The organism is Pseudomonas sp. C7.1, from assembly GCF_056312395.1.
On the sequence record NZ_JBWDTL010000003.1, the window covers coordinates 1,509,385 to 1,534,179 of the forward strand.

Below are 24,795 nucleotides of genomic sequence, written 5' to 3' on the forward strand. Positions count from 1 at the left end.
GAGCGCTTGTTGAAGCGCTATCGCTACCCCTTGTTTGCCCTCGTGTTAGTGCTGGTGGCCGGGTTGTCCTGGGGCATGACCTCGATTCGGTTTGCCGCTGATTACCGCTCGTTTTTCCCTGAGGGGGAAAAAACCGTCGAGCAATTGGACGCGATGCATCGTCAGTTCGGGAAGTCCGACACCTTGCTTTTCGTGATCAAGAACCCCGAGGGTAGCCTGTTCACCCGGCGTTACCTGGAACAATTGCACCAACTGACCGAGCAGGCCTGGCACATTCCGCACGCCTATCGCGTCGACTCAGTGACTAACTTCCAGCACGTGTTTGCCGAAGGCGACACGGTGCACGTCGAGGCGCTTGTACGTGAGCCCGCCGACCTGACACCGCAGCACATCAGCCTGATGGAGCGCCTGGGCCGCAACGACATTGAACTGGTCAAGCGCCTGGTATCGACAGATGGCCAGACCGTGGGTGTGTTGGTGACCTTGCAATTCCCGCCACAGACCCTGGATGCCGCGATTGCCGCCACGGCGCAAGGGCAACAGATGCTAGAGGCCTTCAAGCTGCAAAACCCGGAGCTGCAGGTGCATCTGACGGGGCTGGCAGCGGTCGAGGCGGCCTATCCCGAAGCCGCTCAACAAGACATGGCGGTGCTCACGCCGTTGATGTACGTGATCATTTTGCTGGCCTCGGTATTGATGTTGCGCAGCCTTGGCGCGTTGCTGGTGGTGCTGATCGCAATCAGCATGGCCACTGCCGCCACCTTGGGCGCCAGCGGCTGGCTCGGCTTCGAGGCGACCGCGCTGACCGGCCTGCTGCCGACCATCGTACTGGCGACCTCGGTTGCCGAGATCATGCATGTGCTGTCGGCGGCTCGACAGATGAGTGGTGACTATGGCAACCGTCGCGTGGACCTGGCCTGCGCGGCGATAAAAGACACCATCAAGCCGATAGCAATTGGTACGGCCACCAATGCCGTGGGCTTTTACAGCCTGGTGTTCGCGGCGTCCCCGCCCTATAAGGAATTTGGAGTTCTGGCCGCGATCGGTGCAGTCATGGCGCTGATAGTGACCCTGTCGGTGGCGGCGGTGCTGATCCCTCTGCTGCGGCTAAAACCGCTCGAAGGCGCAGCCAGTCGTCGTTACTTTTTGTACATGGGGCCGCTGTTGCGCTACCCCAAACTCTGGTTGCTGGGGTTTTTCGCGCTGTTCGTGATCGCGATCGAACCTGCGCGCAATAACCTCATCAATGACCGGATTGTCGAGAACTTCGACACCAGCATTCCGGTGCGCACGGCTACCGAGTTCGCGATGGATAACTTGTCCGGCATCTATCGCCTGGAGTACGTCGCCACCTCTAGCACCGGCGACATTGCTGACCCACGCTTTCTGGCAGACCTGGACCGGTTTACCCAATGGCTCAGGACCCAGCCGGAAGTCGACTCGGTGACCACGCTCAGTGATGCGCTGAAGAAACTCAACCAGACCATGAATGGCGGGCGCCCGGAGGAGTACCGGCTGCCGCATGATCCGGCGATGGCGGCGCAGATGTTGCTGGTCTATGAGATGTCCTTGCCGTTCGGCATGGACCTGGGCAGTCAAATCAACATCGACAAGTCGGCCACCCGCATGGTGGTGACCCTGACTCGTTTGGATACCCAGCAGATTCGCGACATCAAAGCGCGCGCCGACAATTGGTGGCGCGATAACGCCGACCGCGCTGCACTGGTCCCGGGGCTGGGAACAGGGGAGGCGGTGGTGTTCGCCAACCTGACGCATATCAGCATCGAGTACATGGTCAACGGCCTGATGTTCGAACTTGTGACCATTACCCTGATGGTCGCGCTGTTTCTGCGCAACGCGGCCCTTGGGCTGATCAGCATTCTGCCCAACGTGTTTCCGTTTTTCATCATGTTCGGCATTTGGGGGTTGCTTCGCGGTGAGGTCAACACCGCAGCGATCAATGTGTGCGTGGTGGTCTACGGACTGATCGTGGAAGCCACCATCCACATCATGAGTCATTACAAAACCCAGCGCTTGGAGCAGAGGCATCCGCCACGCGAAGCGCTGCGTCGCACCTACCAGCATGTATTGCCGTCGGTATTCGCCAACGCGGTGATCCTGGCGTCAGGGTTCATGGTCATGACCTTGTCGCCGTTTTCCATGAATGCCGACTTTGGCCTGTTGGCGGTGCTGGCGATCTTCCTCGGCTTGATCTTCGATGCACTATGCCTGCCGCTGGTCCTGCTGACCTTCGACCGCTTTTTGTGGGGGCGGTCGGCAATAAAACTCGCGCCCCGCGAAGCCTGACCCGACCTCAAGCAAACATAAACACAAGGAATCCACCATGAATTACAAAGCACTGCTTGCCGCTTGCCTGATGGTCGCAGGCACGTTCGAACACCCTCTTGTGCTGGCCGACACGGACCAGGAGCGCGGGCGGCACTATGCGCATCTGTGGCGCGACAGTGACCTGGGGTATCAGGACACCTTGGCAAAGATTCGTCTGACGCTGGTGGAAAAAGGCGGCGCCAGCACCGATCGTTTCATGCGCATGAACAGCTTCGAAACGGAAAGCAAGGCCGTCGGGGACAAGGTGCTGCTGACGTTCGAAGCGCCCGACAATATCAAAAACTCAAGGGTACTGATCCACTCCAAGATCAAGGAAGGCGACCAGGTCTGGCTGTATCTGCCTGCCTTGAAACGGGTCAAGCGCGTCGCCGCTGCCGACCGCTCCGGCGCGTTTTCCGGCAGTGAGTTTTCTTACGAAGACATTGGTTCCATGGAGGTCGGTAACTACGACTACCAGTGGCTGCGCGATGAACCTTGCGGCGATTTCCAGTGCGCCGAACGGCGCGTGCATCCACAGCATGGCTACCGGGCCTGCCTGGGCATCCTGCGCCTGGGTAAGCACCACGGCGAAGAGCGGCTGGAAGCCGCCTGCCAACGCGCCCTGAGCCTCGGTGCCTGTAGCTACAAGAGCCTCGAATCGATCCTGCGCCAAGGCCTGGAAAACCTGCCGCTGACTCAACAGAACCTGCCCCTGCTACCGGACGACCATGCCAACCTGCGCGGCCCCGGCTACTACCACTGAACCCAAGGAACCCCACCATGCTGCCCCATCCAACCCTAGATAAGCTCCAGACCCTGCGCCTGCACGGCATGCTCAAAGCCCTCGCCGAACAACTGAAAACGCCCGACATCGACAGCCTGAGCTTCGAAGAACGCCTCGGCCTGCTGGTCGACCGCGAGCTGACCGAGCGCGACGACAAGCGCCTGAGCAGCCGCCTGCGCCAGGCCCGGCTCAAGCACAACGCCTGCCTCGAAGACATCGACTACCGCGCCCCGCGCGGGCTGGACAAGGCGCTGATCCTCCAGCTGAGCAGCGGTCTGTGGCTACGCGACGGCCTCAACCTGATCATCAACGGCCCGACCGGCGTCGGTAAGACCTGGCTGGCCTGCGCCCTGGCCCACCAGGCCTGCCGGGACGGCTACAGCGTGCGCTACCTGCGCCTACCGCGGCTGCTGGAAGAACTGGGCCTGGCCCATGGCGACGGCCGCTTCGCCAAGCTGATGAGCGGCTACGCCAAGACCGACCTGCTGATCCTCGACGACTGGGGCCTGGCACCGTTCACCACCGAACAGCGCCGCGACATGCTGGAGCTGCTGGACGACCGCTACGGCCAACGCTCGACCATCGTGACCAGCCAGATGCCGGTGGACAACTGGCACGAACTGATCGGCGATCCAACCCTGGCCGACGCCATCCTCGACCGCCTGGTGCACAACGCCTACCGGATCAATTTGAAGGGCGAATCGATGCGCAAGCGGGCGAAGAAATTGACGGCACCGGGCACCTCAGACTAACAATGCCACCCCTGCGTCGCTGCGCTCCGACTGCCCGGCCGGATGGTCGTGGAACGGGTGGCCGGATGTGCGTGGAAATCCCGGCCGGATAAGCGTGGACTGGGTGGCCGGATGGCGTGGAATGCGCATAGTAGCGCACCTATGTACTTCAAAAGGCTTTTGTACTCAGCAACCTTCGGTGTCAGGTCCCAGTAAAACCAGAGGTAAGCTGCCGCTGTGATACAGGTTGCGGTTAGCAGCATCAGCCCAATAGGTTGTTGTGGTTTCCAGCCTGTCAGTTGGCTGATACCGGTGACGGCATACAGGACGAGTAGCAGTCCCACGAACAGTGCCATCGAGTACTGATGGGCTTTCCACCTCTTTATCTGCAGGTACCAAGCTAGCTTCTCCGGAGAAGATCGGACGTTGGCTATGTGTCCGAGCAAGGCTGAAGTGGCAGAGATGAACACGAGTACTAGGGCGAATTCGAGCATAGAGCTTCCTTTATGGCATTGAGGGTGGTGCCGGATCGCAGGTCATCGACCAGTTGGCGGACTTCTCAATTACTGTATATATAGACAGTATTGTACGAAACCCCCTTTACCTCACTTTTTTATCCTTGCTCGCGGCGGGGCCAGCCCCTGCGTCTTACAGGCCTTGGTGCCCGTGCTGGATAACATCGAACAACGGCGTATAAACGCGTAGCCAAGGTGCACGCATATCAAATCCAAATCAGGGCAGGTATGTCTGAATCGGCATCATTACTAAGGAGTACCAAGCGGGCCATAGTCTGCGAAACATCAAGGGAGAAGAGAGAAGGGGGGCCATCGCGCAGCAAGCAGTCCCGCCTACGTCTGGAACGCGAATGCCGGCGTGAGCTCGTGATGTGCTTGGCTGGGTTGCGGTTTTAAAATTGACGAAGCCGAGAATGAAGAGAACAACTGGGCATATCTGCCGAGTCAATGTTATTTTGATCAGGCAGCCCAAGAGCTTCCTCTCCCGGGCATTAGTATCGGTGAAGAAACTTGGTTCAAGGCGACCTCTAGTAGGTCGCCTATTTCATTTCCTGCGCGCCAAATTTCTAACGTGTGGAGCTAAAGCCTTGAGAGCTCCGACACCCTCAGTCGCCTGGCAGCTCACTCAGAGCTCCCTACTATCTCTGTACGAATACGCGTAAAGAGTTGTTCCAGTGTGAGCGTGTCATCTACTAGAAGGTAGCAATGAGCCAGGATTGTCAAAGGGTGGACGCCCATTACAGAAGCAAGTTCATGCGTTTTTTCCAGGCTAGGTCCTTTTGTGCCGGCCTCCAGCTGGCTCAAGTACGTTTGGCTGCTGACGCCCCCAAAATCCTCTTGAATGAGATTTCGAGCTTTCCTAGTGTCTCTAAGTGCCATGCCAAACGCGCGCTTCAGCTCCATCACTTTTTCTTCCCCGTAAAAGGGATGATGAAGCAGGCTTGAACCTCAGATCACCATTAACTATTGTTAATATTTTCAAGGGGATTGCTATGTTTATGACGTACAGGCATACAGAGCTTCTTCCGGGAGGCATTCTTGGAGATCCTCGAGTACAGCACTGGCAGTTTGTAGAGCAGGATATTCATTGTCCGTGGTTTTACGTGGAGCTAATTCGAGACTACGGAGATGAACAAGTAGGAAGCATGCTTATGATTCCGACGGTCCCAGTACTACAGCAGGTGCTTGGGGAGCTAGGCGACCGCTTATGGTTGTCCCAAGCATTTCTGGTGTCACCAGGCCACCTCAGGGGCGAAAAGAACTGGCTGATGGAGCCTCTTACTGAGGTGTGTATCGCAGAGGATGATGAGAACAACCATCCGGGTTACGTTTACAGAGTAGAAGGTGGGAGCAGCTACAGCACACATCCAGCATGTGGCAGGGCTAAGCTTCGGACAACGGCGGTTATTTTCTCCGCAGGACACCACCTTCGAGCCTAGTCCGAGCCCCCTGCAAAACTCGAAGCCAAAATTGCCAGGCAACCAGGGCGAAGTCCTGATCCAGATCGAATGGGAAGGGCGCGAGCTTCGTTCTCGCCACAACATTATCAAGCATAACTTGCGGATCCTGAGTTAGCAGGGCCCAGATTTGACGCTGTACGTGTGACCCGTAAAGCTGGGTCTGTTGCCGCTTTTATTACTCATTAAACCTATCACTTTCGGGCCCACAGAGCATCAAAAGGACTACTAGTAGACCCCCAGCTCGCAACTCGTCCTAGGTAGTCTTCAATTGCTCTAAATCCAAGTGGGTTTCCACCAGAGTGAGAGGAACAAGATCTGCCAGATGCCTACAGGGTTTTTGAAGCCATTCTTCGGCAAGCGGCAGACTGCCAAAACCGTGGTTGCGTACTCAAGAACCTTGGTGAACTGAAAGGCTACTGCGCTCTGTGAAGCATTGAGTCTTGAGGTACCGTCATCAGTTTTTTTGGCTTCGACTTGCCCAAAATTCGATCAATGACCTTATGCGTAGAGCTTGGAAATGGAGACCATGGCACGGACGTCTTGCAGCGCGAAACTATCTTTTGCCAGCAAGAAAATGCTGAGTTGTGCTCAGTTGCTCGGTTCTGACCTGAGTCAGATAATCCGTTGGCTTCCGAACCTCGGAAGGTGAATTGGCCATTTGGGCATGAGGAGAAACCATAGGGTTCACTTGTCACGTTGGGTGATGGAATGGGTTTAGGTCTGATCCATTTTAGGTGGACTGAAAGCGCAAGGCTTGCGTGCTTCAGGCTGGTTGTGTGGAGAGGAAATTTCGAAATTGAGAATTTTCAGGCGAGGCTGTTCTAAATTTTCGCTAAAAAATCCGAAGTGCTTGCGAGTCTCATGGGAAAAGTTTTGAAATTCCGAAGTCGCGAGTTGGCCGAAGTGAATGGTGGAATAGAGCAGGGATTGAAGCCTGCCGTATTCCACCCGCTCCACATATGTAATTTAACATAATATACATTATACGAAGTTTTAGCCTGAGAAGGCAGCAGCGCAGGGAGCTGGATAATTATCATTTGATATTGAATATTAAGTGCTATAAATTCGCGCCTCTCTGATGCAGGCACGCAAGGATTGTCCATGTTCCGACTCGACGCAGTGAGTTTTAGTCTGCCGGGGCGAACCCTGTTGCACCCTCTGACGCTGGATATCGCTCAGGGGCAAGTGGTCGGCTTGATCGGTCACAACGGCTCAGGCAAGTCCACGCTACTGAAAATGCTCGCTCGCCAGCAACCGGCCAGTGCAGGCCAGTTGTTACTGGACAACAAGCCGCTGAGCGATTGGAAGGATCGGGATTTTGCCCGCCAGGTTGCCTATCTGCCGCAGCAGTTGCCGACCGCCGACAGCCTTAGTGTCCGTGAGCTGGTTGGTTTCGGTCGTTATCCCTGGCACGGCCTGCTGGGCCGATTCGGCTCTGAGGACCATGCCAAGGTTCGGGAAGCGCTGGAGTTAACGGATACCGCACGCTTCGCTGAGCGTATGGTCGACAGCCTCTCTGGCGGTGAGCGTCAGCGTGTCTGGTTGGCGATGTTGCTTGCGCAGGACAGCCGGTATCTTTTGCTCGACGAGCCAACTTCAGCACTGGATATTGCTCATCAGGTCGAGGTTCTCGGCCTGGTTCAGCAGCTCAGCCGTCAGTTGGGGCTCAGCGTGATTGTGGTGTTGCACGACATCAACATGGCCGCCCGCTACTGCGACCGTTTGCTTGCACTGCACAGCGGGCGCTTGCTGCTGGATGGCAGCCCGACTGAATTGATGACCGACAGTAATCTAGAAGCCATTTATGGCCTGCCCATGCAGGTGGTCAGCCATCCGCGTGGCCAGCAACCCATTGCAGTGGTGGTTTGATGCGCTGGCTATTCTGCCTGCTGCTGCTTTGCAGCCTGTCGTCACAGGCCGATCTGCGCACGCCGCGCATTGCGGTCATCGACTGGGGGCTGACTGAGACGCTGCTGGGCTTGGGCGTAACGCCTATCGCTGTGGCGCAAACCGAGGGTTACCGGCGTTGGGTGCTGCAGCCCGAGTTACCGATGGGGGTCATCGACCTGGGCCTGCGCGTTGAACCCAATCTGGAGCTGTTGAGCCAACTCAAACTGGACCTGATTCTGATTACCCCACAGTTCGAAAGCAGCCGTGCACAGCTTGAACGCATCGCGCCTGTGCATTCCCTGGCGATCTACACCCAGCAAGATGAGGCCTATGTGGGCGCGCAACGAGTGGCGCGTGAGCTGGCCGAACTGCTCGGCCGTCAAGCGCAGGCCGAAGCGCTGATCCAGCGGGTCGACGCCACCCTTGCGCGCATCAAGCTGCGCCTGGCAGACAAAACACTGCCGCCGTTTTATGTGATGACGTTTCTCGATCCACGGCATGTGCGCTTGTTCGGCAAGCAAAGCATTTATCAGGGTGTGCTGGATCGTATTGGTCTGCACAACGCCTGGTCGGGACCGACCAATTATTGGGGCTTCACCCAGCAAGGTATCGAGCGCCTGGCCGAAGAACCCAGTGCCGCCCTGCTCTATCTTGAACCCCTACCCCCCGGCACTCGCGAAGGCTTAGCGCAAAGTACGCTGTGGCAGCGTTTGCCCGCAGTGCGTGAGCAGCGCCTGTACGATCTGCCGCCGGTATGGAGTTTCAACGGTTTGCTGGCTGCTGAGCGATTCGCTCTGTTGCTGGAATCCCGCCTGATGTCCGAGGCCGCGCCATGACCGACCACATGACCGACCAGTTAGCCTACGGGACTCTTCCTACGCGCGCGCGGTTCAGCTTCGCCAGTCACCCGAGCTGGCTCTGCGCGTTGCTGCTGATACTGGCTCTGGGCTTTGCCCTGGCCGATCTGGGCCAGCGCCTGCCCGTGCAACAGTGGTGGCAAGCCGCCGTGCAGCCTGATGACGCTGATATGCGCCAGGTAATTCTGCATTTCAGTTGGCTGCCGCGCCTGGCGATGGCACTGCTCTGCGGTGCAGCTCTGGCGCTCTCCGGCACGTTGATGCAGCAGGTGCTGCGTAACCCTCTGGCTTCGCCAACCACTCTAGGGGTTGCCAGTGGTGCCCAGCTCGGTCTGTTGGTGGCAACGCTGTGGGCCCCCTGGCTGCTGGATTTTGGCCGTGAATGGGTGGCCCTGGCCGGTGGCGCCGTCGCGTCATTGCTGGTATTTGGCCTAGCTTGGCGTCGTGGCCTGGCGCCACTAACCCTGATTCTTGCTGGTTTGGTGGTGACGCTCTATCTAAGCGCGCTCAACGTCACCCTGATGCTGGTTCAGCAGCAGGACCTTAACGCGATATTTATCTGGGGTTCCGGCTCGCTCAGCCAGAACAGCTGGAGCGGGGTCAGTTTCCTGCTGCCTCGCTTACTGCTCGGGGTGCTGCTGATACTACCGCTGCTGCGCCCGCTAGCCCTGCTTGAGCTGGATGACAGCGGAGTAAAGAGCCTGGGTGTGCCGCTGCGATTTCTGCGTTTCGCGACCCTCGGCCTGGCCGTATACCTGGCCGCCTGCGTCGTCAGTGTGGTCGGCGTGATTGGCTTTATCGGCCTGGCGGCGCCGGCTCTAGTGCGCTTGCTCGGTGCCCGACGTTTCGCACAACGTCTGGTCTGGGCCCCAGTACTCGGGGCCCTGCTATTAGCGCTTACCGACCTCGGGATTCAACGCCTGGCCGGCGCTTTAGCCGAACTTGTACCCACAGGGGCGGCCACTGCCCTGCTCGGCGCCCCGCTGCTGCTCTGGCTGCTACCCCGCCTGCGGTTGTCTGGTGGCCAACCGCAGGGTGAACAAGGCGCTGGCTTCTACCGCCATCCCCTGCCGTGGCGCCGGTTGCTAGCGTTGAGCCTGTTATTGATGGGCGGCTTGCTGCTGGCTCTTGGCCAAGGCAAAGGGCTGGACGGCTGGCACTGGAGCTTGAGTGATACGGCGCTGCTCGACTGGCGCTGGCCACGGGTGATGGCCGCAGCGGCTGCGGGCTGCATGCTGGCCGTAGCCGGTTGCCTGATTCAGCGCCTCACCGGCAACCCCATGGCCAGTCCGGAAGTGTTAGGGATCAGTGCCGGCGCGGCTTTGGGACTGATCGCCCTGCTCTTCCTGCTGCCCTATTCCGGCCCTCTGGCGAAGCTCGCCCTGGGTGGGATGGGCGCAGGGTTGACCCTGCTGATCATTCTCGGTCTGTCGCGGCGCAGTGGTTTTGCCCCAGAGCGGGTGCTGCTGATCGGCATCAGCATCACTGCACTGTTCGATGCCATGCAGGTCATTCTGCTTGCCGGAGGAGACCCTCGCGGCCAGAACCTGCTGAGCTGGATGTCGGGCTCCACCTATTTCGTGGGCCCGCAGATGGCGGTGTGGGTACTGGTTTGCAGCCTTGTCCTGTTGCTCGCCGCCCTGCCCCTGAGCCGCTGGCTTGAGATTTTGCCGCTGGGCGACGGGACCCCGCGCGCCTTAGGCGTGCCGCTGGGGCGCAGCCGCTTCGCTCTGTTGCTGCTCGCGGCGCTGCTAACCGCAGGCGCTACTTTGATAGTTGGACCGCTGAGCTTTATCGGTCTGCTGGCACCGCACCTGGCGCGCCTGCTCGGCTTGGCCCGAGCGTTGCCGCAGCTGCTGGGCGCAGCACTGTTGGGGGCGCTGGTAATGGTGCTAGCTGACTGGCTAGGGCGCACCCTACTGTTCCCTGCGCAACTACCGGCAGGCCTATTGGCCTCATTGCTGGGCGGCGCCTACTTTATGCTGTGTTTGTATCGCCGCTAGCAGGCCGTTGAAAAACTACCTACGTTTTCAACGGCCTGCTAGGCATACCCGCAACGCGCGCCAGTCGGCGCGTGGCTATCCAACACAGCCAATCCGTTACGGCTAATCCAGCACGGCGACTTCCGTTGGTGCTACGTCCAGCAACGGGCAGTTGTCACACATTGTCATGCCCAACTCGTTGCGAATGCAGCATTGCTTGCGCTGGCGCCAAGGCGCGCGACCTTCCTCTTGGGGTACATAGATCACGGGTTGGTACAGCGGGTTGCGGCTGCCATCCGGGCGCAGCGTGCTTTGCAATATTTCAAAGCCCTGGGCCAGCATAGGCTTAGGGAACGGCAGGCCGTCGAGGGTCGACATAAACCACTCGAAGTAGTTGCCCGCGTTACTCCAGAGCACCCGCGCCGCAATCTTCTGATGGCCGCGCAAGGCGCTAATAAAAGGCAGCAGATTGCCGTCCAACAGCCCGGCGAAACGCTCAAAGCCATTCTCCGGGCTGCTGCTCCAACGCTCGCCGGCATGGGGCAGCTTAAAGGCTTCGGGCAAACCGTCGGCGCCAACCACCACCTGGATATCGTCGAAATCCAGCGGCAAACGCCAGTTGAGGATCAGGCCGGCCGCTAGCACAGGTGGAATCAGGCGCAGAAAGTAGTACTTGGACCACAGCGACATTAACGCCCGGCGATCACCCTCAGCGTGCTCAGGAGCGAAGCGCAGCATCTGCTCTTGCAGACGCAAGTTGCTGACAAACTCACGCCCGGACAGTGCCGGGCGTGGGTCATCAAGCAGGGTCAAAACATCGCGGTAATGGGCAAAAGGCCCTTGGAACAGCGGGGCGATGGCTGGAATCATCGGCCCTCCATCAGGATCAGGCGCATGCGCTGGTGACTCCTTGTAATTGTCGGTAGCGGCGATTATCCAGCAATGCGTCGACTACTTCCTGGGAACGTATCGCCAGTACCGACAGCAGCGTATCGCTCAGGCCGTGGCTGGCCTCGCAGCAACCCTGCAGGTAAATGCCAGCGCGCATCTGCGCCTGACAGCAGAGGCGATAGTCACGCTCCACGCCTTCACCCAGGTAGCCTTCCAGGCTTGCCAACAGGCGCTTGTAGCCGTCGCGGCGGTAACCGGTGGCCAGAATCACCCGGTCAAACAAACGCTCCTCACGACCATCGGGTCCCTGCAGAGTCAGGCTCACGCCCTCCTCCTGCGCACTGACCGACTCGATACGACGCTGCGTCAGTAAGCTGAGTGGTGCATGGCCAGTGATTTTCTGCCGGTACAGACGCTGATAAATGCTCTCAATCAGGTCCAGGTTGACCACTGAATAGTTGGTTTGTGCGTTGGCTTGGATGAATGACTCGCGCACCTCCGGAGCTTGTCCGTAGACCACGTCGGTAAAGGCCGGATCAAAGATCTCATTGACGAACGGGCTGTCGTCGGCCGGGCGCATGGCCTGGCTGCGCATCACCATGGATACCTCGGCATCCGGATAACGAGCGCACAGGTCGTTGAATATTTCGGCGGCGCTCTGCCCTGAGCCGATGACTGCCAAACGGCGTGGCGCCGCACCCGAGCCTTGCTCGATACGCTCAAGGTAGGCCGAGGAGTGGATCACCCGAGCATCGTCCTTGAACGGACGAAAGACTTCAGGCACTGCCGCCTCACCGCCGATGCTGACCACCAAATTGCGCGTTACCCGGCTGCGGGTGCGCCCATCGGCCAGGCGTGAAATCACCTTAAGCCGGGTCACGTCGCCTGCTTCCAACAGTGGCTCGACCGCAATGACTTCTTCGCTGTAATGCACGCGGTCGGCGAAGTGCTTGGCAGCCCAGCCCAGGTAGTCGTTGTACTCCAGGCGCGAGGGCGTGAAGGTGCTGATATTGATAAAGGATTCCAGACGCTGCTGCTGATGCAGGTAATTGATGAAGGTATAGCGGCTCGCTGGATTACGCAGAGTAGCCAGGTCCTTTAGAAAGGAAATTTGCATGCGGCTGTCGTCCAGCAACATGCCGCCGTGCCATTCAAAGTCTGGCTTTTTTTCCAGAAAACAGTAACGCAAGCCCTGCTCGCGCACCCGTGAGTCTTCTTCCAGAGCAACGGCGATCGCTAGGTTGGCAGGGCCGAAGCCCAGTCCGATTACATCGTATTCCAGTGTTTCTATACTCATGTCAGGCCCCGATCCGCAGCGGATGATTGATGTGGAGTGCAGGTGAGCCAAAGGGGCACCTGCCTCGCCCGGCCTCATCAGTTCACGGCCGCGCTCAGGCGCGGCTCATTTTATTGTCATACCAAGCGGCAACGCTCGAAGAACACCTCGCGGGACTGCAGCATGAGTGCAGCACGCTTGTGCGGGAAGTCGAATGTCTTGGTCTGGTGATAACCCTGAGCCTGCATGTGGCCGATCATCTTGGCGTTGTCGGCGCGTGGTTCGGCGACCACCCGTTGGGTACGTGGCTCATCGAGAAACAGGTAGTGGGTCAGGGCATTCAGCCAACTGGCCACCTTGTGTGGGCCGCGATGGTTTTCCTCGCCCACCAGCATATGGATGCCTCGGTCGTAATCGTCCACGGCGTAGAACGGCGCGATGCGATCTTCCTTGGCCCAGTAGGCCTCGTAGTAGGCGAACGGTTCATCGTCGAAACAGCCGATCAGGGTCAGTACCCGTGGATCTATGGCCAGCTCTTGCAGGTAGCGGCGATGCTTATCCAAATCGCCCTCCTCCTGCCAGAACGCCGCTACCCGGGCACTGTTCTGCCAGCGATTGAAACGCTGCAGATCCTGCTCGATATCCAGCGTGCGCAGGGAAATCCAGGCACCCAGGTTACTGTCGAACCGTCGGTAGACCTCACCGACCGGCTTGGGCGCGCGGCGTGGATGACGACGCCCCGTTGCGTGCATGACCATCTGCTGCGGATAACCCGCGTGGCTGGCATTGCGCAAGAACGCCCCCGGCAGTTGCCAGAACAGCGCACGCTCGATGCGCAACTCGCCATCTTCAGCCACCAGCAGGCCGCTGTGCAGCAGTGCTGGATCAGGCTGCTCCAAACGCAACACCAGGCGCTGGCGTTGCGGTTCGCGGGTAAAACACCAGTAGGCCAACGCCCACAGAGCTTCGCTCTGCTGCTGCGTAGCCAACTCCAGGGGTGCCAGCACCTCACCCTCAAGACGGACGCGCAGCAAGGCGCGCTCATCCAGATGAAGGGCCAGCGTGGCGCCGTCGTCACGACCGACCAAGCGCTGCCCAGAGGGCAGCGGTAATGGTTGCAGGTGATCAGAACTCATAGCTGACACTGGCGATGACATTGCGGCGGTTGCCGTACCAGCAGTAGTAGTCACACGCGCTGATGTATTCTTTGTCCGTCAGGTTATTGGCATTGAGCTGCAGGCGTACATCCTGGATGCGATAGCTGACCATGGCGTCGATCAACGTATAGGACGGTACTTCCAGCGTCTCTGTGTTATCGCCATAGCTGGAGCTGGTATGACGTACGCCAGCGCCGATGCTCAAGTTGTCGAGTAGACCGCCACGGAACTGGTAGTTGGTCCACAACGAAGCCATTTCATCGGCGACATTGGCAGGCTTGCGGTCCACTTCGGCTGGGCGGGTGCTCTTGGTCGTTTGTGGGTCTAGCTTGGTGTAGCTGGCCACCATGCTCAGGTTTTCCGTGAGGTTGGCCTGGGCTTCCAGCTCCAGTCCACGGTTACGCACTTCGCCAAGCTGAGTTTGAATGCCGCCTGGCAGTGTCTTACGCACGTTCTCCTGGGTCAGCTCGAACAGGGCTGCGGTGAACGTGGCATCCATCCCAGGCGGCTGGTATTTCAGGCCCAGCTCGTACTGGTCGCCTTCCTCTGGCTCGTATGGACGCCCCGTACTGGTGTTAAGGCTGGTGACCGGCATAAAGAACTGCGAGTAGCTGGCATAGGGCGTCAAGCCGTTATCCATGACATAGGCCACGCCAGAGCTCCAGGTAAATGACTGGTCCTTGATGTCGTAACCCACGCCAGTGGTGCGGTTGTCGAATTCGCTGCGCGACTCATCGTAACGACCGCCCAGCAGCAACACCCAGTTATCCAGTTTCAGCTGGTTTTGCACGTAGTAGCCGAATTGATCGGCACGGGTTTGCTTTTCCTGCACCGCGAAGTCGCCGATGGGTTCGCCATAGTTGACGGTGGTCTGGCCTGGGAAGCCCAAGGAGGATTTCTTCGGGTTGTAAAGGTCGAGCACCGGCACTACGCCAAAGCCAGGGTCAAAAGCCGGACTCTTGGCGTCGATATTGAGCAATTGATAGTCAAAGCCGACCAACAGGTTATTTTCCCAGTTTTCCCCGATCCAAGTGCCAAGCAGACGGTTATCGGTGGAGAAACTATCGGCCTGGCCGTCTTCATAGGTCAGGCCGCGCACCAGCAGGCGTTTGTTCGGATCAAAGGCCGGTACGTAGTCGTTCACAAAGCCCAGGCTGTAGAGCTGACGCAGTTCTACGTCCATGTGGCCGTAGCGCAGGTTCTGCTGGAAGTCCCAGGCGTCGTTCAGGCGATGATTGAATTCGTACCCCAGGGTGTACTGGGTGCGGTCGAATTTTTCATAGCCCGGATCGCCCACCGCAGTGTCGGTATCGATCTTGCCATTGGGGTTAGTGGCAATAGTGCCGCTGGACGGTAGGAACTGCAGCTGCGGATCAGAGTTGTCTTTCTGCACACTGGCCAGCAGCGTCAACGAAGTGTCAGCGTCGAAGTTGATGGTCATGGAAGGTGCCAACAACAACCGTTCGGCATCCACATCGTCAACCTGAGTGCCGGTATCGCGGGACAACCCCACCACGCGGTACAGCACATTGCCCTCCGTATCCAGCTGACCACCCACATCAAATTGCAGTTGCTTGCGGTCGAAACTGCCGTATTGCAGGCCAATCTCGTTTTTCTGGTTGCTCGTAGGACGCTTGCTCTGCAGGTTGATCAAGCCGCCAGGCGGTGTCTGACCGTAGAGCACGGAGGCGGCACCCTTGAGCACTTCAACGCGCTCAAGCATGTAAGGGTCGAGCTGCCAGCTATAGAAGCCGCTGGAAAATACCCGTGCGCCGTCCATAAACAGGCCCTGGTTGGCCTGTTTGAAGCCGCGGATGATAAACCAGTCCTGCTTATTGTCCTCACCATAAAAACCAGCCTGCACGCCGGCCGAATACTGCAGCGCCTGGCTGACAGACTGTACGTTGCGATCTCGCAACTGCTGCTCGGTTACCACTGACACCGAGCGCGGTGTTTCATGCAGCGGTGTATTGATTTTGGTGGCGCTACGGCTGTTCTTGGCCACATAGCCCTGGTCTTCGCCGACCGGGCTATCCAACTCGCCACTGATGTACAGCGCGTCCAGTTCCAGCGGTTTCTGAGCCGCTTCCTCTGCCAGAGCGTTAAAGCTCAGCGCACCCAGCGCACAAGCCATTGCCAGGGGGAGGCGTGCTCTGGGGAAAGGGGCTCGGGCCAGATACTTCGACTGCTGTTTCATATACTGCTCCGTAGTTAAACCTAATAAGAAAGATTCGTATTAATTATACATACCCCTACTAGACGAACCAGCACGAAAAAAATTTAGTTTTTAAGACAATTTTCTCGTCTGGTTGTCATCCCGCCAGCAACTGAACCAACTCGGCGAGTACCTGTGGATGCCGGACGATGCCCTGGTGATCGGCCTCGATCAGTCGATGCGCGGCCGCCCTGCCCTGCACCTGTTCTAGGCCGGATTCCAGCAATACCGCGCGTCCCGCCGGCTGCGCTGCCCACCAGCAGTGCGCGCGCACCTTGACTGTGGGCAGCGCGTAGCCGGCGCACAGGCGGCGCATGTGCTGCTCCACTGCCCAGGCAAACAGCAGCTCCTCCAGGCTCTGGCGGGTCATGCCATCCAGCGGCTGGCCGGCGAACCAGGCGCTGCAGGCATGTGGCCAATCCAGCGGCTGCAACTGCAGCAAGTGGTTGAACAGGCCGTCCCAGGCCGCTGCCGGGAGCTGCGGGGCAAGCAGTTGCAGATGCTCGACCAACTTGGCGCGGGCTTGCGGATGGCGCGCGTCGTCACCGGCGATCTCGGTGCCTGGTACATAACAGTCGAGCAGGCCGAGGAAGGCCACCTCCTCGCCTCGCGCCTCCAGGCGCGCTGCCAGTTCCAGGGCCAGGCTGCCGCCCAGCGACCAACCAACCAACCGATACGGCCCCTGCGGTTGCTGTTTGAGCAGTGCGGCCAGGTAGTCATCGGCCATCTCAGCCAGCGAGGCATCGCGCCAGGCTGGATCGAGGAAGCTGCGGCATTGCAGGCCGAACACCAGCCGCACGCCGTCCAGCCTGGCCGCCAGCGGCTGGTAGCCGGTGACCCGCCCAGTGACCGGATGCGGGCAAAACACTGGCGCGATAGTGGCTTCCTGACGCGTCAGGCACAGCAGCGGCGATGGCCCCTGTGCAACCTGACCACGGGCTAGCTCCAGCAGACCGAGTAGCTCCAGGCGATAGGCTTGCGCCAAGGCCTCAATGGTTTCGCGGCGGTATTGATTGCTCGCGTATTCCCAGGACAACTGCAACTGGCCCTCGAAAACCTGGCCGTTGACCGCCAGCCGACCCGCCAGCGGGTTACTCGTCGCCACCGCTGCACCACCGCCGCTAGCCGGACGGAACCAGTCCGCCGCCGCGCCGGCCTGGTACTGGCCGAGGTAGTTGAAGGTGACGTCTGCCGCCGGTAAGGCAGCCAAAGCGGCTTGTGCTTCTGCCGAGCCCAACCAGCGCAATACACCGTAACCCTGGCCGCCATGCTCGATCTGCTGCAGGCATTGCTGGACCTGCTGCAGGTGCTCAGGCGCTGCGCTAACGTGCGGCAATTGCAGCGGATACAGGCTGGTGAACCAGCCCACCGTGCGCGACAGGTCCAGCTCGCCGGCCAGTGCTTCACGGCCGTGGCCTTCCAGATTGACTCGCAAGCCCGGCTGACCGCTCCAGCGACAAAGGGCGCGAGTCAGCGCGGTGAGCAGTAACGCATCAATGCGCACACCCAGTTGTGCCGGTGCTTGCAGCAGTCGCTTGGTGTCGGCGGCATTCAGGGCAAGGCGAACTTCGTATTTATCCCCGTGGGTCGCCGCTGCGCCGTCGAGTTCGCGTGGCAAGGCCAGCGCCGGGCCACTAAGGCGGCTGCACCAGGCATCCAGCTCGACCTGCGCCACTGCACTGCTCGCCCAATTTTGTAGCGCTTCGCTCCAGATCTTGTAGGACTGGCTCTTGCTCTGCAGGCGTACCGCTTGCCCGGCTTCCAACTGGCGATATGCGGTGAGAATATCCTCCAGCAGGATGCGCCAGGACACACCATCGACCACCAGGTGATGGACCGCCAGTAGCAGGCGCTCAGGTTGGCCGGCCTGCTTGAGGTAAAGCGCGCGTAGCAGCGGGCCGTTGTTCAGGTCGAGGCTCTGCTGGGCCTGCTGGTGAAGCTGTTCGACCTCGCTTGCATTGCCGGTCTCACGCAGCCACAGCAGCGCCTGGTCGGTCTGCACATCGGCGTAGCGCTGGCGCCAGACGCCATGGTCTTCGCAAAAACGCAGGCGCAGAGCGTCGTGGTGCGCCACCAGCGTCTGCAGCGCTTGTTCCAGTAATTGCGGATCAAGCGGGCGCAACAGCTCCAGGTTCAACGCCTGGTTCCAGTGCGCCGGATTGGCCTGCCCCATGGCGAAGAAGTGCGCCTGGATGGGGGCCAACGGCAACTCGCCCGTCACCGGCTCCTGCGCCGCCTCGTCGCCGGCCATGCGGGCGGCATTGGCCAGCTCACTCAGGCGCGGAAACTGGAACAACTCACGTGGTGCCAGTTTCAGCCCCTGTTGGCGAGCGCGGCTAACCACCTGCAGGGCAACGATGGAGTCGCCGCCCAGCTCAAAAAAGTGATCCTGGCGCCCTACTCGTTCTAGGCCAAGCACCTCGGCCCAGATGGCGGCCAAGACTCGTTCGTTGTCGGTTTGCGGCGCCTCGTAACTCTGGCTTTGCCAGGTGGGCTCGGGCAGCGCAGCGCGGTCCAGCTTGCCGGCCGGGGTTAGTGGCAGCTTGCTCAGGGCGATAAGCTGCGCGGGGACCATATAGTCCGGCAGCACATTGGCCAGCTCGGCTTTGAGCTGCGTGGTGTCGGTGCCCTCTTGGGCCATCAGATAACCCACCAGCTGTTTGCCGGTGGGCGTTTCACGGGCGATCACGGCTACTTCCTGCACGCCCTCCAGAGCCAACAGCTGACTCTCGATCTCGCCCAGTTCGATGCGGAAACCACGGATTTTCACTTGATGATCAACCCGGCCCAGATAGTCCAGGGTGCCATCGGTACGCCAGCGCACTAGGTCACCGGTGCGGTACATGCGTTCACCTGCCTGACCGAACGGATCGGGCAGGAAGCGTTCGGCGGTCAGTTCCGGGCGCTGGAAGTAGCCGCGAGCCAGGCCCACTTCGCCACCGATATACAGCTCGCCAGCGACGCCAATCGGCAGCAGATTTAGCTCGGCATCCAGCACATACAGGCTACGCGGGCCGACCGGGTTACCGATGGGGGCGTAGGCCGCTTCAAACGAATCGCCGGGGAAGGCTTCCCAGATCAGCGGCGTGACCACGGTTTCGGTCGGGCCGTAGCCGTTGATGATGCGCTTAGGCTGCAGCACCTTTTGCAGGCGTTCGTAGGTCTCGCGGGTAAAGGCTTCGCCGCCTAGGGTCCAGGATCTGACTGGCAGTGTGAGCTTTTGCGACTCAACCCAATCCAGCAGTTGCTGGGCATAACTTGGCGGCAGGCAGGAGATGGTTACGCCTTCGTCGGCGATTACCTCGCAGGTTTTTTCCGCGCTCCACAGCTCCTGATCACGAATCACCAGGCGGCTGCCGAAGGCCAATGGCACAGTCCAGCGTTCCAGGGCACCGTCAAAACTGATCGAGGCGAAGTGCAGCTCCACATCGTCCGGGGTCATGCCGTAGCGCTGACCAATGGTCTGCACATGCATGGTCAAACCAAGGTGATTGACCGCCACGCCCTTGGGCTGGCCGGTGGAGCCGGAGGTGTAAATCAGGTAGGCCAGATTGAGTGGGTGCAGCTGAACGGACGGGGCCGACCCTTCAAAGCCAGAAAGATCTAGCTGATCCAGATACAGCGCCTCAACCCCCTCGCCTAACGGCAAGCGCTCGGCCAGATCGTACGAGGTGATCAGCCACTTCAGCCCCGAATCCTCGACCATATAGTTCAAGCGTTCGCGCGGGTAATCCGGGTCCAACGGTACGAAGGCACCGCCGGCTTTAAGCACACCGAGCATGGCTACGATCATCGCGTTGCCGCGCTCCAGGGACACACCGACGCGCGACTCAGCTCGCACGCCCTGCTCCACCAGCAAACGGGCCAGGCGATTGGCGCGAGCTTCCAGATCGGAGAAAGACAGGCGCTCGGCGCCATGTACCAGAGCAATGGCCTCAGGTCGCAGGCGGGCCTGCTCGGCAATCAGCTCGGGCAGCAGGCGCGTGGCATCGAAGCGCTGGCGTGGGGTGTTCCATTGGCTTAGGCAGTCCTGATCCTGTTGATCCAGCAACGGCAAGCGCACCAGTGGCTGATCCGGCGCAGCGCTGATCTGTTCCAGCAGCCCCAACAGATGTTCGGCAAGGCGGCGCATTTGCCCATCGTCCAGACGCTCGCGGGCCCAGGTCAGGGTCAGGCGCAGGCTGCCGCTGCTGTCTTCATGGCTATCCAGCGCCAGATCAAACAGCGCGTGGGGCACGCCCTGAGCCAGCGGTTCCAGGCTCAGGCCCGGCAGCTGCAGGGCGCCAAGGTCGCGCTTCTGGTGGTTGAATAGCACCTGAAACAGCGGCGTCTGACCCAGGCTGCGCTCCGGTGCCAGGGCTTCCACCAACTGGTCGAACGGCAGGTCCTGCTGATCCTGGGCGTCCAGGGCATGACGGCGCACATCGGCGAGTAACTGGCGAAAGCTCATGTCGCTGGAGAACTCGGCACGCAGCACCTGGGTGTTGACGAAGAAACCCACCAGCGGCGCGATCTCGGCGCGCTGGCGGTTGGCCACTGGCACGCCAACGCGGATATCACGCTGGCCGCTGTAGCGCGCCAGAATCAGCTGGAAGGCCGCCAGCAACAGCATAAACAGGGTCGCGCCCTCGGTCTGGGCCAACTGGCGCAGGCGTTCGGCCAACACCTGGGGAACCTCGATGGCCTGGCGCACGGCATGTCGCGCCCCGGACGCGTCCAGTTTGTAGGGCAAGGCCAACACGGGCTGCTCGCTGCCCAGGCGCTCGCGCCAGTAGCCCAGCTGCCGTTCGCGTTCGCCGGCGTCCAGCCAGGCGCGTTGCCACAAGGCATAGTCGGCATACTGGATCGCCAACTCGTTCAGTTGCGGCGCCTGGCCCAGGCGCAGGGCGGCATAGGCGCGACCCAGCTCATCAGCGAACACGCCAATCGACCAGCCATCGGAAACGATGTGGTGGCAGACGATCTGCAGGCGCCAGTGTTGCTCATCCAGACGCAGCAGCTGCACGCGCAGCAGCGGGCCGTTTTCCAGGTCGAAGGCACGCGCCGCATGGGCATCGGCCAGTGTCTGGGCGCCCTCGCTTTGCCCTCGCAGGTCCTGCTCATCGAGCGCCAATGGGCCGGGCGGATCGATGCGTTGGCACAACTGACCCTGCTGTTGGTAAAAGCGCGTGCGCAACGCTTCATGGCGCTGGACCACCAGTTCCAGGCCCGCCAGCAGCGCGGCGCGGTCCAGTTCACCCTTCAACGCGAAGGCACCGACCATATGGTAGGCGCTGCTGTCCGGTTCCATCTGGGCGACCAGCCACAAACGCTGCTGGGCATGGGACGCGGGCAGATGCTCGCCACGCGGGGCTGGCACCAGGGGCAGGCGGTCAAAGCGGATGCCCTTGCCCGCCAGCAGTTCGAGGAAACGCTTCTGCTCGGTTGGCCCGAGGGCGAGAAAACGCCGCGCCAGGGCGGCCTTGTCGATAGGCGCGGTCACAGGGCCTCCAGTTCGTCGAGCAGCGCGGCCATGTCGCGCAGGTCTTGGTCTTCTTCCTCGGCGGCAGTACCGGCCTGGCCGTCGAGGGCGGCGGCCAGGGCTGCCAGGTCTGGCGCTTCAAAGAAGGCGCGCAGCGGCAGTTCCAGGCCCAGTTGCTGACGTAACAGGGCCACAGCCTGGGTGGCCAGCAGTGAATGGCCGCCGAGCTCGAAGAAGTTATCGTCGAGGCCAACCTGGTCCACTTCCAGCACGTTCTGCCAGATGCCCGCCAGGGTGATTTCCAGTGTGGACTGCGGCGCCCGATAGCGGCGGGCCTGCAACACGGGCTCGGGCAGCGCACGGCGCTCCAACTTGCCGTTGGGCGATAACGGCATGCGCTCCAGACGCATAAGCATCGACGGCAGCATATGCTCGGGCAACTCGGCCTTTAGCGCGGCCTTGATGCCTGCCAGCCAGGCGGCTTCGTCAGTTGGCAGTGGGTCGGCGACCAAATAGCCGACCAGTTGCTTACCGATTTGGCTGTCGCGGGCCACCACCACCGACTCTGCGACGCCCGGCTGGGCGCTGAGTTGGGCTTCGATCTCACCCAGCTCGACGCGGAAGCCGCGGATCTTCACCTGATGGTCGATACGCCCCAGGTAATCGATGGCGCCGTCCGCACGCCAGCGCACCAGGTCGCCGGTGCGATACATGCGTGAGCCAGGCGGCCCATAGGGATCGGGCAGGAAGCGCTCGGCGGTCAGTTCTGGGCGACGGTGGTAACCACGCGCCAACCCGATGCCGGCGATGTACAGCTCGCCCGGCACACCTTGCGGCACGGGATTGAGCTGAGCATCGAGGATATGCAAGCGCAGGTTGGCAATCGGCCGGCCAATAGGTACCGCGTGGCGGCCCTCCTCCACGCAGGTCCAGTGACTGACATCGATGGCCGCTTCGGTTGGCCCGTACAGGTTGTACAGCGCCGTTTGCGGTAAGCGCTGGAACGTACGCACCTGCAGCTCGGCCGGCAGCGCCTCACCGCTGCAGACAATACGCAACAGGCTCTGGCACTGCTCCACGTCTGGATGCAGGAGAAAAGCCTGCAGCATCGAGGGCACAAAGTGCAGCGTGCTGACGCGGTGGCGCTGGATCAGCGCGATAAGTTTCTGCGGATCACGATGATCGCCCGGCGCGGCCACGGCCAGGCAAGCGCCCGTGATCAGCGGCCAGAAGAACTCCCACACCGACACATCGAAGCTAAACGGAGTTTTCTGCAGGACCACGTCGTGAGCACCCAGCGGGTAGGCCTCCTGCATCCACAGAATGCGGTTGGTCAGCGCCAAGTGGCTGTTGCCGGCGCCCTTGGGCTTGCCGGTGGAGCCGGAGGTGTAAATCACATAAGCCAAGTCGTCGGCCTGTAGCTGCACGGCCGGGGCGACGGTGCTTTCGCCGCTACAATCCTCGCGATCCAGGCTCAGTACCTGCAGGCCCTGCGGCAAAGGCAGGCGCTCGACCAGCGCACTGTGTGAGAGCAGCATTTCAACAGCGGAGTCTTCCAGCAGATAGGCCAGGCGCTCCAGCGGGTACTCCGGGTCGAGCGGTACATAAGCGCCGCCAGCACGGACGATGGCGTGCAAGCCGATCACCAACTCGACCGAGCGCTCCAGGCTGATCCCGACCAGGCTGCCGCGCTGTACACCGAGGCGGCGCAGGCGGTTGGCCAACTGGTTGATGCGCTGCTCCAGTTCGGCGTAGCTCAGCACCTGCTCAGCAAACACCAAGGCCGGCGCTTGCGGTATACGGCTTGCCTGCTCGCTGATGCGCTCACTCAGATTGACCAGCGGGCCGTAGTCCTTGGCGGTGTCGTTCCAGGTGGCCAGCTGCGCCTGTTCGTCCTCATCCAGCAGCGGCAAGAGGCCAATGGGCTGGGCCGGGTCGGCGCAGATGCCCTCCAGCAGGCGCACAAAGTGCCGCGCCAAACGCGCGATGGTGCGTGCTTCAAACAGCTCGCCGGCGTAGCTGACGAAACCGCTGAGGCTGCCATCGATGGCTTCCTCGGTGTCCAACGCCAGGTCGAACTGCGCGCCGGCAGCGCCAGGATCGTGGGGCTGTACGCGCAGCCCCGGCAGCTTGCCGAGCGCGCTGAAGTCCACCTGCTGGTGGTTGAACGCGACCTGGAACAGTGGGTGGTGACTAAGGCTGCGGCTTGGCTGCAGTGCTTCTACCAACTGGTCGAACGGCAGTTCCTGGTTGGCCAACGCATCGCGGCTGGCCTCAACCAGTTCGCCGAGCAACTGGCGGAACGGCTTAAGCCCGCTAGGCTCGCCACGCAGCACCAAGGTGTTGATAAAGCAGCCAAGCACGCCGTCCATTTCTGCCAGGCTCCGCCCGGCTACGGGTACGCCGACGCGGATATCGTCCTGGCCACTGTAGCGGTGCAACAAGGTTTGCCAGGCGGCCAGCAATAGGCTGAACAGCGTGCTGCCCTCGCGCTGGGCCAAGGCGCGCAATTGCGCAGTCAGCGCCGAGGACAGCTCGAAACGCCAACGTAGGCCCTGACGGCTGCCATGGGCCGGGCGTGGGTAATCGGTGGGCAGTTCCAGCAGGGGTTGATGTTCATCCAGGCGAGCCTTCCAGTAGTCCAGCTGGCGCGTGGCTTCGCTGGAGTTCAGCCAGTCGCGCTGCCATTGGGCGTAATCGGCGTATTGCAGCGGCAACGCCTCGAAACGCGGCGTGCGGCCTTCGGCAAAGGCGGCATAGGCGCTGGCGAATTCACCGATAAAGCGCTGCATCGACCAGCCATCGGAGACGATGTGATGCTGAATCAGCAGCAGGCGGTGCTCCTGATCAGCCAGGCGCAGCACAGCAAGACGCAGCAGGGGTTCACTGGCCAGGTTGAATGGGCGCTTAAGCAGCTTTTGCGCATAGGCTTTGGCTTGGTTTTCGCGTTCGCTGGCCGGCAGCTCGCGCAGATCGAGCCAGTCAATGCGCTGGCCCTGGGGCGGCAGGATGCGCTGACGCGGCTCGCCGTTGTTGTCGACAAAGCGCGTACGCAGCGCCTCGTGGCGTGCTTCCAACAGGTCGAAGGCAGCCTGCAGCGCTTGGCGATCCAGCCGGCCCTGCAAGTCAAGGCCGGCCGGCATATGGTAGGCACCATTGCTCGGGTCGAGACGGTGGAGGAACCAGAGCCGCTGCTGGGCATGCGACAACAGTAGGTCGCCAGCGCGCGGCAAGGCACGCAGCGTGGG

Annotated in this window: 13 protein-coding genes and 1 pseudogene; 6 read left to right on the forward strand and 8 right to left on the reverse strand. The window is 60.8% G+C overall.

Features of this window, described 5'->3' with window-relative positions; translation table 11 throughout:
• The first annotated feature begins 9 nt into the window (after positions 1 to 9).
• The 3 genes from AC0T4W_RS10500 to istB all read left to right on the forward strand — a co-directional run bounded on the left by AC0T4W_RS10500 (position 10) and on the right by istB (position 3,864).
• On the forward strand, positions 10 to 2,307 hold the full coding sequence (locus tag AC0T4W_RS10500; RefSeq protein ID WP_476318924.1) for an efflux RND transporter permease subunit: 2,298 nt from the start codon (positions 10 to 12) through the stop codon (positions 2,305 to 2,307).
• Between the two features lie 244 nt (positions 2,308 to 2,551).
• Positions 2,552 to 3,091, forward strand: a complete 540-nt coding sequence (locus tag AC0T4W_RS10505) for an outer membrane lipoprotein-sorting protein (RefSeq protein WP_476323566.1) — start codon at positions 2,552 to 2,554, stop codon at positions 3,089 to 3,091.
• Between the two features lie 17 nt (positions 3,092 to 3,108).
• On the forward strand, positions 3,109 to 3,864 hold the full coding sequence (gene istB, locus AC0T4W_RS10510) for an IS21-like element helper ATPase IstB (RefSeq protein ID WP_476318925.1): 756 nt from the start codon (positions 3,109 to 3,111) through the stop codon (positions 3,862 to 3,864).
• 1,115 nt (positions 3,865 to 4,979) lie between these two features.
• Here the strand turns inward: istB and AC0T4W_RS10515 are convergent.
• Complete coding sequence (locus AC0T4W_RS10515; RefSeq protein ID WP_476318926.1) at positions 4,980 to 5,261, reverse strand: helix-turn-helix domain-containing protein; 282 nt, start codon at positions 5,259 to 5,261, stop codon at positions 4,980 to 4,982.
• 810 nt (positions 5,262 to 6,071) lie between these two features.
• Positions 6,072 to 6,182: a hypothetical protein gene (locus AC0T4W_RS10520; protein ID WP_476323569.1), complete on the reverse strand. Its 111-nt coding sequence runs from the start codon at positions 6,180 to 6,182 to the stop codon at positions 6,072 to 6,074.
• Between the two features lie 737 nt (positions 6,183 to 6,919).
• Between AC0T4W_RS10520 and AC0T4W_RS10525 the strand changes: the two genes are divergently transcribed.
• From AC0T4W_RS10525 to fhuB, 3 genes are read left to right on the forward strand one after another with little or no spacing between them, the layout of a single operon-like run.
• Positions 6,920 to 7,687, forward strand: a complete 768-nt coding sequence (locus AC0T4W_RS10525) for an ATP-binding cassette domain-containing protein (protein WP_476318927.1) — start codon at positions 6,920 to 6,922, stop codon at positions 7,685 to 7,687.
• Complete coding sequence (locus AC0T4W_RS10530; RefSeq protein WP_476318928.1) at positions 7,687 to 8,544, forward strand: ABC transporter substrate-binding protein; 858 nt, start codon at positions 7,687 to 7,689, stop codon at positions 8,542 to 8,544. Before AC0T4W_RS10525 ends, AC0T4W_RS10530 begins: the two co-directional genes overlap by 1 nt.
• 8 nt (positions 8,545 to 8,552) lie before the next feature.
• Positions 8,553 to 10,568 carry a Fe(3+)-hydroxamate ABC transporter permease FhuB gene (gene fhuB / locus AC0T4W_RS10535; RefSeq protein WP_476318929.1) on the forward strand — a complete coding sequence of 672 codons (2,016 nt, stop codon included), beginning with the start codon at positions 8,553 to 8,555 and terminating at the stop codon, positions 10,566 to 10,568.
• A 102-nt stretch (positions 10,569 to 10,670) separates the two neighbouring features.
• On the opposite strand, the gene fhuF is transcribed toward fhuB, so the two are convergent.
• From fhuF to AC0T4W_RS10565, 6 genes and pseudogenes are all read right to left on the reverse strand, one after another.
• Positions 10,671 to 11,417, reverse strand: coding sequence for a siderophore-iron reductase FhuF (fhuF, locus tag AC0T4W_RS10540; protein WP_476318930.1), 747 nt, complete (start codon positions 11,415 to 11,417; stop codon positions 10,671 to 10,673).
• Between the two features lie 16 nt (positions 11,418 to 11,433).
• Positions 11,434 to 12,735 carry a lysine N(6)-hydroxylase/L-ornithine N(5)-oxygenase family protein gene (locus AC0T4W_RS10545; RefSeq protein ID WP_476318931.1) on the reverse strand — a complete coding sequence of 434 codons (1,302 nt, stop codon included), beginning with the start codon at positions 12,733 to 12,735 and terminating at the stop codon, positions 11,434 to 11,436.
• A 116-nt stretch (positions 12,736 to 12,851) separates the two neighbouring features.
• A complete protein-coding gene (locus AC0T4W_RS10550) occupies positions 12,852 to 13,850 on the reverse strand; it encodes a GNAT family N-acetyltransferase (protein ID WP_476318932.1) in 999 nt (332 codons plus the stop codon).
• Complete coding sequence (locus AC0T4W_RS10555; RefSeq protein WP_476318933.1) at positions 13,840 to 16,068, reverse strand: TonB-dependent siderophore receptor; 2,229 nt, start codon at positions 16,066 to 16,068, stop codon at positions 13,840 to 13,842. Before AC0T4W_RS10555 ends, AC0T4W_RS10550 begins: the two co-directional genes overlap by 11 nt.
• A 115-nt stretch (positions 16,069 to 16,183) precedes the next feature.
• Positions 16,184 to 21,568, reverse strand: coding sequence for an amino acid adenylation domain-containing protein (locus AC0T4W_RS10560; protein WP_476318934.1), 5,385 nt, complete (start codon positions 21,566 to 21,568; stop codon positions 16,184 to 16,186).
• A gap of 83 nt (positions 21,569 to 21,651) precedes the next feature.
• Positions 21,652 to 24,780 (reverse strand): annotated as a pseudogene (locus tag AC0T4W_RS10565) (amino acid adenylation domain-containing protein); the annotation flags it as partial.
• Positions 24,781 to 24,795: the final 15 nt, after the last annotated feature.

What these genes read in the sequence shown, in the direction of transcription:
- AC0T4W_RS10505 (WP_476323566.1), top strand. Translation starts at nt 2,552, where the DNA reads ATGAACAGCTTCGAAACGGAAAGCAAGGCCGTCGGGGACAAGGTGCTG.
- istB (WP_476318925.1), top strand. Translation starts at nt 3,109, where the DNA reads ATGCTGCCCCATCCAACCCTAGATAAGCTCCAGACCCTGCGCCTGCAC.
- AC0T4W_RS10515 (WP_476318926.1), bottom strand. Translation starts at nt 5,261, where the DNA reads ATGGAGCTGAAGCGCGCGTTTGGCATGGCACTTAGAGACACTAGGAAA.
- AC0T4W_RS10525 (WP_476318927.1), top strand. Translation starts at nt 6,920, where the DNA reads ATGTTCCGACTCGACGCAGTGAGTTTTAGTCTGCCGGGGCGAACCCTG.
- AC0T4W_RS10530 (WP_476318928.1), top strand. Translation starts at nt 7,687, where the DNA reads ATGCGCTGGCTATTCTGCCTGCTGCTGCTTTGCAGCCTGTCGTCACAG.
- fhuB (WP_476318929.1), top strand. Translation starts at nt 8,553, where the DNA reads ATGACCGACCAGTTAGCCTACGGGACTCTTCCTACGCGCGCGCGGTTC.
- fhuF (WP_476318930.1), bottom strand. Translation starts at nt 11,417, where the DNA reads ATGATTCCAGCCATCGCCCCGCTGTTCCAAGGGCCTTTTGCCCATTAC.
- AC0T4W_RS10545 (WP_476318931.1), bottom strand. Translation starts at nt 12,735, where the DNA reads ATGAGTATAGAAACACTGGAATACGATGTAATCGGACTGGGCTTCGGC.
- AC0T4W_RS10550 (WP_476318932.1), bottom strand. Translation starts at nt 13,850, where the DNA reads ATGAGTTCTGATCACCTGCAACCATTACCGCTGCCCTCTGGGCAGCGC.
- AC0T4W_RS10555 (WP_476318933.1), bottom strand. Translation starts at nt 16,068, where the DNA reads ATGAAACAGCAGTCGAAGTATCTGGCCCGAGCCCCTTTCCCCAGAGCA.